The following is a 14915-nucleotide window of genomic DNA, read 5'->3' on the forward strand; positions in this document are numbered from 1 at the left end:
TAGCCCAAAACCGCCGTTTGGCCCCACTGTGCGGGGCCAAACGGTTTACTCATCCTTGAAGGCAAAACCCTGGTGGGTGAGGGTGGCGGCAACCTTGGGGAAATAGATGGTCTGATAGTAGCCAGCGGTTGAGGCGGCATAGGAGGGCATCTGGGTGAGCCCCTGTTCATCCCACCATTGGCGCAGAGTCGCATCATACGCGGCAACCCCTTTTTGTACGGCAGCCAGATCGTAGCGTTCGCGCAGGGCAAAGCTCTCCAGCGGTACGCGGGGTTTGACTTGCGCCTGCTTGGACTTGTCGATGACTCCCAGTGTGCTGCCGACTGCGACGAAGGTCTTCGGGGGCAGTCCCAACAACTCAATCATGGCTTGCGGGTCGCGGCGCACGGCCCCTATGGCTGTGGTGCCGTAGCCCAGCGCGCCAGCAGCCGTCTGCAATGCCTGCAGCATGATGCCTGCATCCACGGCGCCCACCATCAGCCCTTCTGCCGAGCCATCAATCACCATGGCTTGGCCCGCCAGGCGCGCCGCTTCAGTTGCCCGCTGATAGTCGATGACGATGGCGATAAAGGTATCGGCCGTGGCAACCTGGGGTTGGCCACCGGCAAGTTCGGCGATCTTGGCTATGGTGTTTTTATCGCGCACCACCACCAGGGAGATCTGCTGGCCGTTGACCGAGGTGGGGGCTTGCTGGGCGGCCTTGAGTATGGTCTGCAGATCGGCTTCGGGAATGGTTTCCCCGGTAAAGTTGCGCTCGGAGCGACGTTGTTCGAGTAGGCTCAGGGTTGGGTTGCTCATGACTAGTTCCTTCCTTTTTCAGTGCGGCCCGAAGATCCGCTCAAAAGTATCTGTTTATCATCTAGAGCCAGTTTGCCTGAAATATTGGTAACTAAAACTCCATTTTTCGTTGCAACAGTAATAACCAAAAGTTGAAAATAAGGGGTGTTATCCAGGGTAGGAACATAGCCATGTCGTTTGCCATACCAAGTCAGTTGTCGGCTTTTTTGCTGGTGGCCGAGCTGGGAAGTTTCTCCGCTGCCGCACGTCAGTTGGGGATCTCGGCGGCGGCGGTGAGCAAGAGCATATTGCAGCTGGAGCGGCAGCTCGGGGTACGCCTTTTCCACCGGACAACTCGCTCCTTGAGTCTGACCGAGGATGGTCGGGAGTTGCAGCAAAGTTGCCAACCAGCCAGCGAGCAGATTGGTGAAGCGTTGGCGCGGTTGCGAGCTCGAACCTCGACACCGGCCGGTTTGCTGCGCATCAGTGTGCCAGACAGCTTTGGCCGTCGTTTTATCGTGCCTCTGGTGCCGGATTTTTTGGCGAATTACCCGCAAATCGAGCTGGATATGCGTTTCGAAGACAGGGTGGTGGATCTGGTGGCCGAGGGGTTTGATGTGGGGATCGGTAACCGGGTTAACCAGGATAGCCGTCTGGTGGCGCGCCCTCTGTATCAGATGCAACTGGCCACAGTGGCTACACCCGGTTATCTGGCCAGGGTGGGAGAGCCTACTAGTTTGGCGGATCTGGGGCGTCATAACTGCCTGGGTTTTCGCTCGCTGGGAACGGGGCGCAAGCTGCCCTGGCGTTTTGTCAGCGAGGGGGTGGAGCACCATATCGACCCCCAGGGCAATGTGAGTGTCTCCAGCATTGATGCGCTGCGTGAGCTGTTGCTGCAGGGGGTGGGTATTGGCACTCTGGGGCACTGGCATATTGAGTCATATCTAGCGTCTGGCTTGTTACAGCCGATCCTTCCCGCCTATTGGCCTGAGCCGCGTACCGTCTGGCTCTACTATGCGGCGCGTCAGCATCTACCCGCCAAGGTGAGGGTCTTTATCGACTTCTTATGTGCTCACTTTGCCGGGCTGACGGACAGAAAATCCGCCGGGTGAGGCGACAACCCCGGCAGTGATCTGGCTATGTCGTGGGTGAAACGGGTTCGCCATTGGCTAACAGGCTCTTGAGTTTCTGGACAAACTCTGGCGGGTTACCCAAAAACGGGGCAACCGGGATCGGGGTCAGCCCACCGTGCTGCTCTAGCCCCAGGGTGGGATAGCCCTGTCCGCCCAGGCGTCTTAGCCACTGCTGACTCAGGGCCAGATGCCCGGCCAAATCCGCTTGCCCGTAGTGGGTGATAAAGGCTTCCTCATCCACCCCCTGCTCCTTTGCCAGAGCCATCAAGCTGGGAAGATGGCCGATCCATAGACCATCCCGGTAGTGGCTCTGCTGAATACGAGTAAGCAGTTGCAAGCCACTGCCTCCTAGCCGGGTGATGGCCATAATGGCGCGGATAGGTGGCTCGGAGTCCAGGGTATAGGCCGGGTTTAGCAGCAGTTCGTTGAAATAGTGCTCGCCAAAGTGCTGACCCGTCAGGGCCTGGATCCGCTCGTCATGGGGACGCACATAATCCCGTAGGGCAGTGCCCATGGTTTGACGGCGCGAGCCCAGCCAGAGCCCTCCGGCGTGGAGTTCAATCTCCAGGTCGGCTAGTTGGTTAGCTGCCTGGAGCAGTGGCGCGGCACCGTAGCACCAGCCACAGAGGGGGTCATAAATATAGTGCAATCGGGTTGGCTGCATGTTTACCTCGCTGCGGATTGCTTGATAGAAAATGGCCGGGTGATAGAGAGCGGCTGGGCGTCAGGCCCAGCCGCAGGCTTACCACTTCATCTCGCCAGTATTGACCTTGGCACTGATGGCCATGCCCTCATCCACAGGTAGCTCGGGGTAGGCGGCCTTGAGCTTCTGGATAAGCTCACCTGAGCTCTTGCTCTGGCTTAGCGCCTGTTCGTAAAACTTCAGATACTCATGGGTAAAGGTGACGGCCGCACTCCCTTGGGGTTCAGATCCCAGAAAGTGGCCTGGAATTACGCGCTCAGGATGCAGGGCGGCAAGACGCTCCAGCGCCGTTGACCACTCCAGTCGTGCAGCAGGCGTCTGGCTGTCGGCGGTCCAGAGGTGTTGCCCGGCACTGACCAGAACGCCACCCAATGCGGTCTTGATACCTGGAATCCAGAGGTAGGCCTGGTGGGTGTCCCGCTCGCGAATTTCGATGGTTTTTCCTTCCAGCGTCAGGGTGCTGCTGCCGAGCAGGGTGGGGACAAACAGACGCTTGGGAGCCTGTTCACCCAGTATGGGGCCCCAGTAGGCCAGCTTGGCGGCCTTGGTGTGCTGGATATGGTCGATGACTTGTTGCGTCGCAACGATTTTGGCGTCAGGAAAGGCGGCCTGGATAGGCTCCAGACCAAAATAGAAGTCCGGATCGCCACCGCTGATAAAGACCATGGTCAGCCGCTTGCCACTTTGTTTGACGAGATCCACCAGAGCGTTGCCATCCGCCACGCTAAATTGGGCATCCACCAGAATGGCCTCTTTTTCACCACTGATCAGCGAGGAGGAGACCGGGAAGATGGCGTTTGCGCCCGGGTTATAGACGGTTACGTTTAGCGGTGCCGCCAGGGTGTTACCCGCTGCCAGGGTGGTGATCAGTGTCAGGCTGCTCAGGCTCAGGGTGTTAGTCATCTTCTGCTTCCTCATGGTGTGTGCCGTTACCGGCGATGAGAGAAGTTTATTTGATCGACTTAATCACATATACGGCATAATAAGTACATGACTGTTGCATATATCGAGCAAATAACATGGACAGATTGACCGCCCTGCGCGTGTTTGTGGCGATTGTGGAGCGTGGCAGCCTGAGTGCCGGAGCCGAACAACTTGATATATCCCGTGCCATGGCCTCGCGCTATCTGGCCGAGCTGGAGAGCTGGATGGGCGCCCGGTTACTGCACAGAACCACCCGCAGACAGAGTCTGACCAGTGCCGGTGAGGCGGCACTGCAACGGGCCAGGGCCATGCTGGCGTTGGGAGAGGAGATGGAGCAGGTTGCCGCGAGCCAGAATGCCGCGCCCAAGGGACAGCTACGCCTCACCTGTAGTTATTCGCTGGCTGAGGCCCTGCTGGTGACGGCGGTCAACGACTATCTGGCCCTGTGGCCGGGGACGGCCATCGATCTTTTGGTGCAGGATAGGACGGTGGATCTGGTGGCGGAACGCATGGATCTTGCCCTGCGTATCAGCAATGAACTGGATCCCAATCTGGTGGCCCGACGTCTGGGCGCCTGTCACTCGGTGGTCTGCGCTTCACCTGCCTATCTCAAGGCCCATGGCGTGCCACAACAGGTACAGGAGCTGGCTTACCACAACTGTCTAACCTACACCTACTTTGGCAAGAGCCTCTGGGCCTTTACCGGGCCGGATGGGCCCGAGTCTGTGCCCGTGAGCGGGACCTTTAGCGCCAATATCTCCAACCTCTTGCTGGGCGCGGCCCTGCAGGGCCATGGCATCACCTTGCAGCCGCGCTATTCGGTGGCCTCGTTGTTGGCGCAGGGGCAACTGGTGGCGTTATTACCCGAATGGACACCCACCAGCATGGGGATTCACGCCGTGTATGCCACCCGTAAGCAGATGTCGCCCTTGCTGCGCAGCTTTGTGGATTTTCTGGTGACCAGGATGACAGCCGATCCGTTATGGGGCTGATGATCCCTTTCTTTACGGGGCGTCATCCCCAGTGACCAGTTTGTGCTGGCAAAAAGGCGAACATAGAAAAAACAGGTGAACATAGAAAAAGCGGCGAAGAGAGCAAAGGCGCGACAGAGCCGCGCCTGAGATAAAGGATGGTGGGTGGTTACTTGAAGTTGTAACCGGTCAGTATGGGCTTGCGCTGCTCATCCTTATCGCGGAACGCCTCGTAGAAGGAGAGGAAGAGAAAGCCTCCCGCCAGGTTATAGACCTGGGTAAAGCCCAACTGCTGCAGGGTCAGCACCACGTTATAGCTGCGCTGGCCGGTACGGCAATGCACATAGATGGGCCTGTCATTGGGGATCTCGCCCACCCGTTCCCGCAGCTCGCTCATGGGGATGGAGTGGGATCCCTGGATCACCCCGGCCGCCAGCTCCGGCGTTTCCCGCACATCCAGAATATAGGCGCCACTGGCCACCAGTTCCCGTACCTGCTGGGCGCGTACCTGACGGAAGGCGCCGCTGTGCAGGTTGCTGGCCACGTAACCGGCCATATTGGTCACATCCTTGGCGGTGGAGAAGGGCGGCGCGTAGCACAGCTCCAGCTCCGGCAGATCCTCTACCTTGCCACCATAGTGCATGGCGGTGGCAATCACATCGATGCGCTTGTCCACGTTGCCCTTGCCTATGGCCTGGGCGCCCAAAATCTTGCCGCTGCCCTTTTCGAACAACAGCTTCAGATGACAGACCTGGGCGTCGGGCATCAGGGAGACCCGATCGAAGGCTTGTACCTGGGCCACCTCGTAGTCGATGGGCAAACCGGCGGCCTGGATCTGGCCTTCGGTCAGACCGGTTGAGGCGCCGTTATAGTCGAAGACCTTGATGCAGGAGGAGCCGATGAAGCGCGGTGCCACAAAGGGTTTGCCATTGATTTGGTCGGCCACACCCCGGGCCTGCACCTGGGCAGGCCAGGCCAGACTCAGCTTGTAGGGGGCATCGAAGAGCTTGCTGTGTACCTCGATGGCATCGCCAACGGCGTAGATGTCCGGATCATTGGTGCGGCAGATCTCGTCCACGGCGATGGCGCCTGTGCTGCCGATAGTCAATCCGGCTGCCTTGGCCAGGCTGGTCTCGGGAGAGACACCGATGGACATCACCACCATATCGGCCGGGATCTGCTTGCCAGAAGCCAGCACCACGGCATCGTGGGTAAAGGCGGTCACCTTGTCATTGAGGATCAGCGTCACCCCCTGGTCGGTGAGCTCCTTGTGGAAGATCTGCACCATATCCTCGTCGAAGGTCTTGAGGATCTGGGGCTGGGCCTCGATCAGGGTGACGTCATTCCCCCCTTCGCGCAGATTCTCTGCCGCCTCCACCCCGATAAAGCCGCCGCCTATCACCACCACCCTCTGGTGGCTGGCCATGTCTTTTTGCAGGGCGACCGTGTCCTGGACCTTGTGAACCGTATGCAGGCGCATCAGCTCGCTGCCGGGAATGGCCGGACGTATGGGCGTGGCACCGGGGGCCAGCACCAGCTTGTCGTAGGACTCCTCGTAGCGGCGGTTTTCCAGGGCATTGTTGATGGTGACGGTTTTGGCCGCCCGGTTGATGGCTACCACCTCGCTGCCAGTACGCACCTCTATGTTGTACTGCTTTTTGAACTTGGCGGGGGTCATCATCACCAGCCGGCTGGCATCGGCCACCACGCCGCTTAAGTGATAGGGCAGGGAGCAATTGGAAAACGAAACTTCCGGCCCGCGCTCAAACACCAGAATCTGGGCCTGTTCATCCAGACGACGCAGGCGGGCGGCAGCAGAGGCGCCACCGGCTACCCCACCTATGACGATAATTTTTTGCGACATACCGATCTCCTCGAAAAGTGTTCACGACAGCGTGATGGTCATGCCTGGGATAAGATGAAATTAAACCAATCCAGCCAGCTTTACGTTATCCACAGACCCGATAGGGCCGCTTCACGGTATAACGTCAGCCCCCAATAGGCTAGCCAATTGACTACGGTGTGATGGGTTCCAGCAACTGCCTGGCTAGCTGCTTGGCCTGTGGCGGCAGGTGGCCCAGAGGGAGAGGCTAGATAGAAGGGGGAGGCCAGATAGAAGGGGGAGGCCAGATAGAAGGGGGAGGTCAGATAGACGGGAGGTCAGATAGACGGGAGGTCAGCGGCTGCTCTTTGCATAGCACCACCGCAAGCAAACGGCCATGCCAGCTGTGGCTCATTACAGTCGTGACGTCTGGTCAGCTCAAACCGGCGGGCGCACAGGGTGACTTGCTGATCCGCCAGATGCAGAAGGTGAGTCTCTAGCCGGTGCGCCCAGGGGATCAGGCCGAGTAATCGTCGAAGTTTTCGAGATAGTCGTCCAGGTTCTCGGTGAGCAACTGGCGGTACTGCTCGGTGAAGTACTCGATCGCCGCCTCCTTATTGGCTTCCAGCGAGGCCTTGTTACCCGCAGTGGCGGCGATCAGGAAGGCGTTGAAACGGGCACTGGCGTAGAGCAGGGAGCCACTGACCTCTTCGCTGCTGGCCTGCTCGCTCTGCTGGTTGGCCAGGGCGATCACGTCATCGGTACGTAGCCAGAAGGCTTCTTGCTGTGGATCGGTTTGCTGTGATTCTGTGTGACTCATGTTTTCTCCCGGTTGGTCAGGGTTTGTGTCTGATAATGGCGGCTATTACAGCAGGGACGGTATTGGCTGCCAAGTATGAATCAACAAAATAGTTCAATAAAATCAAATCTATAAAAGTATGCCCACCCTGGTTATACGCCATTTCCCTCGCCTGTTGGCTGGACAACAGCTCCCTGCACAGGGCGAGCCAGGCCTCGGTGGTACGGGAGAGATACCGCGCTTTGGGCCAGATCACCCCCATGCCGCTGCGCACCATGGCGGCCAGGAAATCCCACTGGCTGCTGAGGGCGGCGATGGCGGGAGCAAAGCCCGCCTCCTGGCAGTGCCGAGAGCGGCCCATACGGGGTCGTTAACGCTCCTGATCTCATCTACACTAACGAAATAACAATGATGCAATGCGAGTGCATGTATGGCGTGTACGTGTATGAATGACCTCTATAAAACTGCCATCATATCAATGGTGCTTGGCCTGATCATCTCGACGGGCACCTATGCACAAGCGTTGGATATCTATTGTGAAGATTACAAACCCATCCAGTTTGTCGGGCCGGATGGTGAGCTCGATGGCATGGCCGTGAGGATAGTGCGAGAGATCCAGCGACGCGTCGGAAACAGTGACGTTATTCGCATGGTTCCATGGGCCAGAGGTTTAAACGAGCTCAACTCCAGACCCAATGTCATTCTTTTCTCCATGACACGCACAGCAGATCGGAACCCGTTATATCAATGGATAGGTCCTATTGCAGAAACGGCTCGCGGCTTTTACGCCAAAATCGACTCGAAGATCGAAATCAAGAGCCTGGACGATGCCAGAAAACTGAAGAGTATTGGCGTTTATAGAGGCGATGCAGCAGAGCAATTCCTTACACAAGCCGGTTTCAAAAATCTTGATATTACAAGAGATCAGACACTGAACTGGAAAAAGCTATTTTCAGATCGGTTTGACGTCATCGCCTCTTCACCAGATAGCGTCAATGCACACACTGCAGCCGTAGGACACACCAAGGCAGAGGTGAAACTGCTGTATGTATTCATGGGGGGGCTGGTCTACATTGCGGCCTCAAAAGGAGCTCCTGTCGAGCTTGTTGAAAAATGGAATTCGGCGTTGAGAGCCATGAAAAAAGATGGCTCGTTTGAGAAGATATTCAAAGAGTACTATCCAGGACTTGATCTTCCAGGCCCGCCCGACACCTATAATTGAACCTCTAGGGCAAGCACTTTCAATTTGCTGTTATAGGCATGGCCATCTGAACGGCTGGAGGATAAAACGGCCCAAATGCAAGGCACCCCATGCACTCCATGCACCCCACAGGATGCTCGCTCTATGCCGCTACAATTCCAGATAGTCGGCTCGCTCGGAGAGAGTAGGCCACTCGAGGTCATGGCGTGGCAGAGGGCTCACGGCGGAGACGATAGTAGCGGTGGCTTCTATGGCGCACGATGTGCCAGTAAGCTGTGGAGATTGAGCAAAGAGCTCGGTTACCCAATCAGATGGGCAACGGCGAGGGGGTCATCTTCAGCATGGTGATGATGATAGCCGGTATGATGACAGTGCTGTTGGCCCCGCTGCTGGGGCGGATCTTCTAGTAGTGGGGGGCTAATTGGTTAATGGCCACAGCTCTGGCCGGGGTAGCCCGGCAGGGTGGCGGCATCGGGCAGGCAGGCGAGAATTTCACTGGCCTTGAGCAGGGTGGGCAGATTGTCCCGGGTCACGGGTCGCCACTTGAGCTTCTCGCCCAGGTATTGGGCCCAGGCAAACTCGATAAAGTAGATCTGCCCCTGCTTCTGGAACAGACCGGCATCCTCGGCGTAGCCAGCCAGGGAGCGGTAGGGGTAATCGGGCAGCAGAGCAATGTGGCGTGGCAGTTGCTCTGGCGTGATGGCTTGACCTTGCTCGTCTTTGAGCCAGGCCCAGTGGTGGGCCTGCATCTGGGGCCAGAAGCTGGCCTTGTCACTGAGCACGGCCTCTATCTCCACCGGCACCTCGCGCATCCCCAGCGTCCATAGCGAACGGGTCAGATGGTGGCGGTCTACCAGCCAATATGTGCCATCGGGCCCAATCACCACAGGGATGCGTTTCTTTTGCGCATACTTCCACAGCTTTTTGGCGCCCTTCTCCTTGAGTTTTTGCACCTCTTCATCCACCTGCAACAGTCCGATCCCCGGTTGGGTGGGGTGCAGGGCATTGATATCGATGCGGCATTTGCTACCCGGAGCGAGCTGGCTATCGCATTTTTGCAGGGAATCCTTGGCCCAGAGCAGGGGAGAGCAGAGGGTGAGCATGACGAAGATGACCAGACGGCGCAGACGATCCCACTGTTGACGCAGCAGGGGGGCCCGGACGCGGGGTGAGCTGGGTGACATGCCACTCTCCTGATGGGTAAGGCTCCGATTGGGATTCAGTCTATGGCCGCCAAAAACCCTACGCCTTCAGGAGTAAATTGCAAGGAGAATGTGCCTCGGGTCACGAGATTAGCTAGTGGTACCGGAGATCTCCGCTGTCGAGTCACGGTTCAGCGCTATTTGTCATTATCCCTGTGTAAATTAGGGCTAATGGCTTGTATCTTCAACGGATATTGAGAGCAGGCTTTTCTTTGAAAACAATATGTTGCTGCTTGTTTCTCTCAGATTTCACCTCTTCGGGTTGCTCGACTTAGATAAGCGATTTCTCAATACCCCATCATCAGTAATGAAGGACTTCCCATGATTAAGGACAATCTCCCATCGGCTAATGGCATAGCCGCTAGCGTGACCGGGCTACCTCGCTATCACGGCGCTACGGTTACTCTCATCTGTCTGGCTCTGAGTCCCTGGCTTGCTGGTTGTCATCACGATAAGCAGATCAAAAGCTATCCGATCGACCCTGATAAGGTGGTGAAGACCACCCAGCGAATGGTGACCTTTGCCTATGAGCCGCCTGCTCATGTACCTTCGGCCGGAGTGATGCCGATACCTGCCGATCCACCTCTGAGTCCCAATGGCGGCAATGCGCTCACATGGAGCGAGCTCAACCAGACGAACCGCTATGACGAGCTGGGTTATGGCAAGTGGCACTATCTGGAGGTGGGCTTGCCAATGCAAAATCGCACCGACCTGATGCCTTCTGGCTATGTGGCGGAAGCGGTGACCCAAGGCAGCAAGCTGCTTAACTTTATCGCCATGACCGATATCCATCTCACCGACAAGGAAGCGCCCAACCAGCTGATTTTTATGCAGCAGAACAATTCGGGCAATGCCGGTCAGAACACCTCCATCTACTCGCCGGTGATGAACTTCAGCTCCCAAGTGTTTGATGCCGCCATCCAGACGGTCAACGTGTTAAACAAGCAAGCTCCCCTAGACTTTGTGATCTCCCTGGGGGATGTGAGCAACAACTCCATGTACAACGAATTGCGCTGGTATCTGGATGTCCTTGATGGCAAGCCGATCCGGCCCAGCTCGGGGGAGCATAAGGGCGAGGAGTCTGTCGATTTTCAGCGCCGCTTCCAGGCGGCCGGGCTCGACAACTCCATCCCCTTCTATCAGACCATGGGTAACCATGACCATCTCATGATTGGCTCCTTCCCGGTCTACGAGTCCAATTTGCAGGACTCCTACTTGAGTGACTCGGTCTGGGCTGTGCCCGATGAGCTGCTGACGCCCAATCTGGCCAGTTTCTCGGCGCTGTTTGACAATGCGCGTCTGGATCAGAGCAATCCGGCTACTGCGAAGCTGAAACACTTCTACCAAGGGGTGTTGGATGGCTCGACCACGGAGGGCGCGGTGATCGATAGCGGTGCGGTGGACGAGTACGCCTCGGCGCCCAAGGTGGCGGCAGATCCGGATCGTCGCGCTTTGCATCGGGAGGAGTGGATCCAGGAGTTCTTCAATACCAGCAGCACGCCGGTGGGCCACGGCTTTAATCTGGTCGCCTCCAACCCCAATTACCATCTGGTGCCCGAAAGCGAGCGAGCCGGTTTTGCCTGCTACAGCTTCGTGCCCAACGCCGCCATGCCCATCAAGGTGATAGTGCTGGATGATACCCAGCGCGAGGATGATGGCTCGGTGGATATCCATGGCCACGGCTTTCTGGATGCCACCCGCTGGGCCTGGTTGCAGGCGGAGTTGGATGATGGACAGCGTGACAACCAGTTGATGATCATCGCTGCCCATATTCCGATTGGCGTCAGCAATATCGGCACCGAGCTGGAGTGGTGGCTGGGGGGCTATGATGCCAGCAGCAATCCGTTTGGCGACCGCTCCACCACAGCCCAGAATGCCGTGACCCTCAAGGGATTGGTGGAGAAGTTGCAGAATACGCCCAACCTGTTGATGTGGATCTCGGGCCATCGTCATTACAATCACGTCAAGGCGTTTGTCTCGCCGGATCCGACCAACGAGCCGGAAAAGGGGTTCTGGCAGGTGGAAACCTCCTCGCTGCGCGACTTCCCCCAGCAGTTCCGCACCTTCGAGATCTTCCTCAATAGCGATTACAGCGTTGCCATCGAGGCGGTGGATGTGGATCCGCCTTTTGCCGAGGGGACGCCAGCCTACAGATCCAGAAAGATGGCCATTGCTACCCAGCAGATAGTCCACACCAATCTGACCATTAATTCGGTCAACTATCAGAAGCTCAGTCTGGGTGGCAAGCTGGTCGACCAGACTCCTTGTGATCCGGCTGTGGCGGCCACCGCGACAGCGCTGCCATTACCGCCCATGGATCCCAGCCGTCCGCAAGGCGCCATCCAGTACGCCTCACCGGTTTGTGATAATGAAGCCAGCTATAAGGATCCCAGCATCCAGTACCTGGATTTAAGCGCCCAGGGCATTCCCTATACGGCCTCCTACAATGCCCGGCTCTACAAGTCACTGAGCCCGACCATGAAGGCCCATCTGCAGAGATTGTTTCCGGTCAAATAGTCGTTAACTCCAGTGAAAAAAAAGAGGCAGCGCCAGTGATGGTGCTGCCTCTTGGGTTTCAGGCTGCAGGCTCAGGACTCAAAACCCAGGCCCAGTTTGTCCATGGTGCGCAGCAGCCAGTTGCGTTTGCCCCGGTTATGGTCGGCTCGGTCCAGAGACCACTGCATCAGGCGCCCTGATTTTTGTTGGGACACCCAACGGTATAGCGGGTATCTGCAACTGGATGTCCAGTGAGCAGATCAGAGATGCCAGGCTATGGTTACCAGCTTAAGGTCTTCTGATTGGCCTTAAACAGTTCCGACTCCATCAGGTCGGGGTTGCTGACGCGTACGCCCGCCACCAGATCGGCGGGGTCAACCTTATAGAACTTCATGCAGCTGGGGCAGGCATAGACAACGCCACCGGCCTTGATGATCTCGGCAATCATCTTTTGCTGTGCCGCATAGTGAGGGCTATTTTTCTTCGCAGCCACCAGCACGCCCTTGTCATTGATAAACACCACCAGGGGATGGCCCTTTAGCAGTTGGTTTTTGCCAAAGCCGATGGCCATCTCGGAGCGATGCATATCATCCGAGGTCATATTGATAAATAACGGATCACTCGTCGTGGCGGCATAGGAAAAGCTAAATAGCGAACCGAGCAGCAAAGTGAGAACCATGGCCGACAGTTTTACTCTTTTCATGTGTTGCTCCTGATGGATGGTAAATAGGGTGGGTGATGCAGTAACACAAGGATAGTACCGCCCTAGAGGGATGCCATTTTGAATCCTTATTTACTCTTCGTCCTCTTCCTCGAAGGGTTCGCAATGCCACTTATCGCCCACGGCGCTCCGGCTGGCACTCCAACCCGGCGCCAGGGAGGCCAGCTCGGCAATCGAGGCATCCCGCTCATAGACACAACCCAGGCATACCATCAGACACTCATCGTCATCGGCGATATCGCCGTTGAAAAATTGCCAATCCCCATCCTGGCAGTGGAATACCTGCAAGATCGGCAACTGCTGTGCCCAGAGCCGGTCCGTGGTAAAGCTGGCGCTATTATCTGGCACGGCAAAGGGCCATGCTTCAGGCAAAAAGCGATGGGGATGGTTTGCTAGCATCGGCATAATCACTGCTCATCTGAGTAAGTTTAAAAAGAGAACGGGCGGGACACCCATCTCAGCTTGCTGTACAAGAACGGGCGGGACAGGCGGAGGCGGGACAGGCGGGACACCCATCTCTGCTTGCTGTATATAAAAACAGTGTCTACACTTTGCACACACGGGACAGGCGGGACACCCATCTCAGCTTGCTGTATATAAAAACAGTATCTACACTTTGCACAGGATAGTTCTGTTGGAGTAGATGATGACCCTACCTCGCAGCCAGCTGATTTGCCCATCCTCCACGCCTAACTATCACTGCATTGGTCGTTGTGTGCGCCGCGCCTTCCTGTGTGGGGAGGATGCCTTGACCGGGAATGACTACAGTCATCGCAAAGGCTGGGTGCTGGCTCGGCTAGCGCTGCTGGCAGAGGTGTTCACCATAGAGCTGTGCGCCTATGCGGTGATGTCCAACCACTACCATCTGGTGCTGCATATCAATCACGACAAGGCGTTATCTTTGAGCCATGACGAGGTTATCTCCCGCTGGGGCCGACTGTTTCGAGTGCCTGAGATAGTCAAAAGCTGGCAAAACAGCCAGACGGTAGCGGCTCAAAACGAGCAGGTAGAGAAACTGCTTGCCCTGTGGCGCCAGCGACTTTGCGATGTCTCCTGGTATATGCGTTGTCTGAACGAACACATTGCACGCCAAGCCAACATCGAAGATGGCTGCAAGGGCCGCTTCTGGGAAGGGCGCTTTAAATCCCAAGCCATACTGGATGAGGTGGGGCTCCTGGCCTGTATGATCTATGTGGATCTTAATCCGCTACGTGCCAGTCTGGTTGCCGCACCGGAAGAGTCGGCGGATGTTTCCATCCATCAACGGTTGGTGGAGTCCAGCACACCACAGCCGGAAGCGGATCATCCCTGGTTATTGCCATTTGCCAGAAGCGCTCATCCAGAGCCCGATTGTCTGCCCTATACCTTCCAGGATTACCTGTTGTTACTCGACTGGACGGGTAGAGTGCGGCGTTATGATAAGCGCGGCGCGATTGCCGCTGATGAGCCGCCAATCTTGTCCCGTCTGGGGATTGAGCGGGACAGTTTCCTGTCGAACCTGGCACTAAAACAGCTCTCACGCGGCACCGTTATCGGGCTGGTCACTGGCGCCAGCGCTTTTGCCAGACTCACGAGCCGGCAGAGTGTCAGAGGCAGTTTGCTAAGACCAAGCTGACAGTAATCAGCTCACCTGCTGATATTAACCGGAGCGCATTGGGCCGCAGGCTTATACCTTATTATATGCGTATGAGTCCACGCTGACATACCCCCGCAGTTTTTCCCACCCATGAAGCAATACTGGGCACTGATTTGCTGTAGATAAACCTATTTCTTGAGCTGGATGGAGGTTTGGTCAAACTGTGAGTAGGGTTTTTTCAGTATTTGGTGAGAGTGGGTGTCATTTTTGCACTGTTTTTCCCACCCATGAAGCAATACTGGGCACTGATTTGCTGCAGATAAACCTATTTCTTGAGCTGGATGGAGGTTCGGTCAAACTGTGAGTAGGGCTTTTTCAGTATTTGGTGAGAGTGGATGTCCTTTTGGTCCTTGTCTAGAGAACCTACTTCAAGTATAGATCAGGCCCAACACGTAAAGGGAACAGCGCCCTGTTTTGCCCACCCATGAAGCAATACTGGGCACTGATTTGCTGCAGATAAACCTATTTCTTGAGCTGGATGGAGGTTTGGTCAAACTGTGAGTAGGGTTTTTTCAGCATTTGGTGAGAGT

At 56.6% G+C, this 14915-nt stretch carries 13 protein-coding genes and 2 pseudogenes; 6 read left to right on the forward strand and 9 right to left on the reverse strand.

Annotated elements, in window-relative coordinates; translation table 11 throughout:
- Positions 1-45 precede the first annotated feature (45 nt).
- Complete coding sequence (locus tag ACZYTD_RS15880) at positions 46-798, reverse strand: nitroreductase family protein (protein WP_463893506.1); 753 nt, start codon at positions 796-798, stop codon at positions 46-48.
- Positions 799-968: 170 nt separating this feature from the next.
- Between ACZYTD_RS15880 and ACZYTD_RS15885 the strand changes: the two genes are divergently transcribed.
- Positions 969-1889 carry a LysR family transcriptional regulator gene (locus ACZYTD_RS15885; RefSeq protein WP_463893508.1) on the forward strand — a complete coding sequence of 307 codons (921 nt, stop codon included), beginning with the start codon at positions 969-971 and terminating at the stop codon, positions 1887-1889.
- Positions 1890-1914: 25 nt separating this feature from the next.
- On the opposite strand, the gene ACZYTD_RS15890 is transcribed toward ACZYTD_RS15885, so the two are convergent.
- On the reverse strand, positions 1915-2574 hold the full coding sequence (locus ACZYTD_RS15890; RefSeq protein WP_463893510.1) for a DsbA family protein: 660 nt from the start codon (positions 2572-2574) through the stop codon (positions 1915-1917).
- A 78-nt stretch (positions 2575-2652) separates the two neighbouring features.
- Positions 2653-3516, reverse strand: coding sequence for an MBL fold metallo-hydrolase (locus ACZYTD_RS15895; RefSeq protein WP_463893511.1), 864 nt, complete (start codon positions 3514-3516; stop codon positions 2653-2655).
- Positions 3517-3632: 116 nt separating this feature from the next.
- On the opposite strand from ACZYTD_RS15895, the gene ACZYTD_RS15900 reads away from it, so the two are divergent.
- A complete protein-coding gene (locus ACZYTD_RS15900) occupies positions 3633-4529 on the forward strand; it encodes a LysR family transcriptional regulator (RefSeq protein WP_463893512.1) in 897 nt (298 codons plus the stop codon).
- 148 nt (positions 4530-4677) lie between these two features.
- On the opposite strand, the gene ACZYTD_RS15905 is transcribed toward ACZYTD_RS15900, so the two are convergent.
- The 3 genes and pseudogenes from ACZYTD_RS15905 to ACZYTD_RS15915 form a co-directional block, all read right to left on the reverse strand.
- On the reverse strand, positions 4678-6372 hold the full coding sequence (locus ACZYTD_RS15905) for an FAD-dependent oxidoreductase (protein WP_463893513.1): 1695 nt from the start codon (positions 6370-6372) through the stop codon (positions 4678-4680).
- Between the two features lie 475 nt (positions 6373-6847).
- Positions 6848-7150, reverse strand: coding sequence for a DUF3144 domain-containing protein (locus ACZYTD_RS15910; RefSeq protein ID WP_463893515.1), 303 nt, complete (start codon positions 7148-7150; stop codon positions 6848-6850).
- Between the two features lie 169 nt (positions 7151-7319).
- Positions 7320-7472 (reverse strand): annotated as a pseudogene (locus ACZYTD_RS15915) (LysR family transcriptional regulator); the annotation flags it as partial.
- A gap of 102 nt (positions 7473-7574) precedes the next feature.
- Between ACZYTD_RS15915 and ACZYTD_RS15920 the strand changes: the two are divergent.
- The gene (locus ACZYTD_RS15920) at positions 7575-8351 is read left to right on the forward strand and encodes a substrate-binding periplasmic protein (protein ID WP_463893516.1); all 777 of its coding nucleotides are present in this window, start codon (positions 7575-7577) and stop codon (positions 8349-8351) included.
- 287 nt (positions 8352-8638) lie between these two features.
- Positions 8639-8737 (forward strand): annotated as a pseudogene (locus ACZYTD_RS15925) (LrgB family protein); the annotation flags it as partial.
- A gap of 18 nt (positions 8738-8755) precedes the next feature.
- Here the strand turns inward: ACZYTD_RS15925 and ACZYTD_RS15930 are convergent.
- Positions 8756-9433 carry a ParB-like protein gene (locus ACZYTD_RS15930; protein ID WP_463893531.1) on the reverse strand — a complete coding sequence of 226 codons (678 nt, stop codon included), beginning with the start codon at positions 9431-9433 and terminating at the stop codon, positions 8756-8758.
- Positions 9434-9853: 420 nt separating this feature from the next.
- Here ACZYTD_RS15930 and ACZYTD_RS15935 point away from each other — a divergent pair, with 420 nt between their 5' ends.
- On the forward strand, positions 9854-12049 hold the full coding sequence (locus ACZYTD_RS15935) for a TIGR03768 family metallophosphoesterase (protein WP_463893518.1): 2196 nt from the start codon (positions 9854-9856) through the stop codon (positions 12047-12049).
- A 259-nt stretch (positions 12050-12308) separates the two neighbouring features.
- Here ACZYTD_RS15935 and ACZYTD_RS15940 read toward each other — a convergent pair whose 3' ends face one another.
- Together ACZYTD_RS15940 and ACZYTD_RS15945 are read right to left on the reverse strand one after the other, a co-directional pair.
- Entirely contained in the window at positions 12309-12731 is a 423-nt protein-coding gene (locus tag ACZYTD_RS15940) for a DsrE family protein (RefSeq protein WP_463893519.1), read from the reverse strand.
- A 90-nt stretch (positions 12732-12821) separates the two neighbouring features.
- Entirely contained in the window at positions 12822-13154 is a 333-nt protein-coding gene (locus ACZYTD_RS15945) for a hypothetical protein (RefSeq protein ID WP_463893521.1), read from the reverse strand.
- Between the two features lie 238 nt (positions 13155-13392).
- Here ACZYTD_RS15945 and ACZYTD_RS15950 point away from each other — a divergent pair, with 238 nt between their 5' ends.
- Positions 13393-14364, forward strand: a complete 972-nt coding sequence (locus ACZYTD_RS15950) for a transposase (RefSeq protein ID WP_463893523.1) — start codon at positions 13393-13395, stop codon at positions 14362-14364.
- The last annotated feature ends 551 nt before the right edge of the window (positions 14365-14915 follow it).

The organism is Pseudaeromonas sp. HNCC25DJ180 (assembly GCF_055413345.1).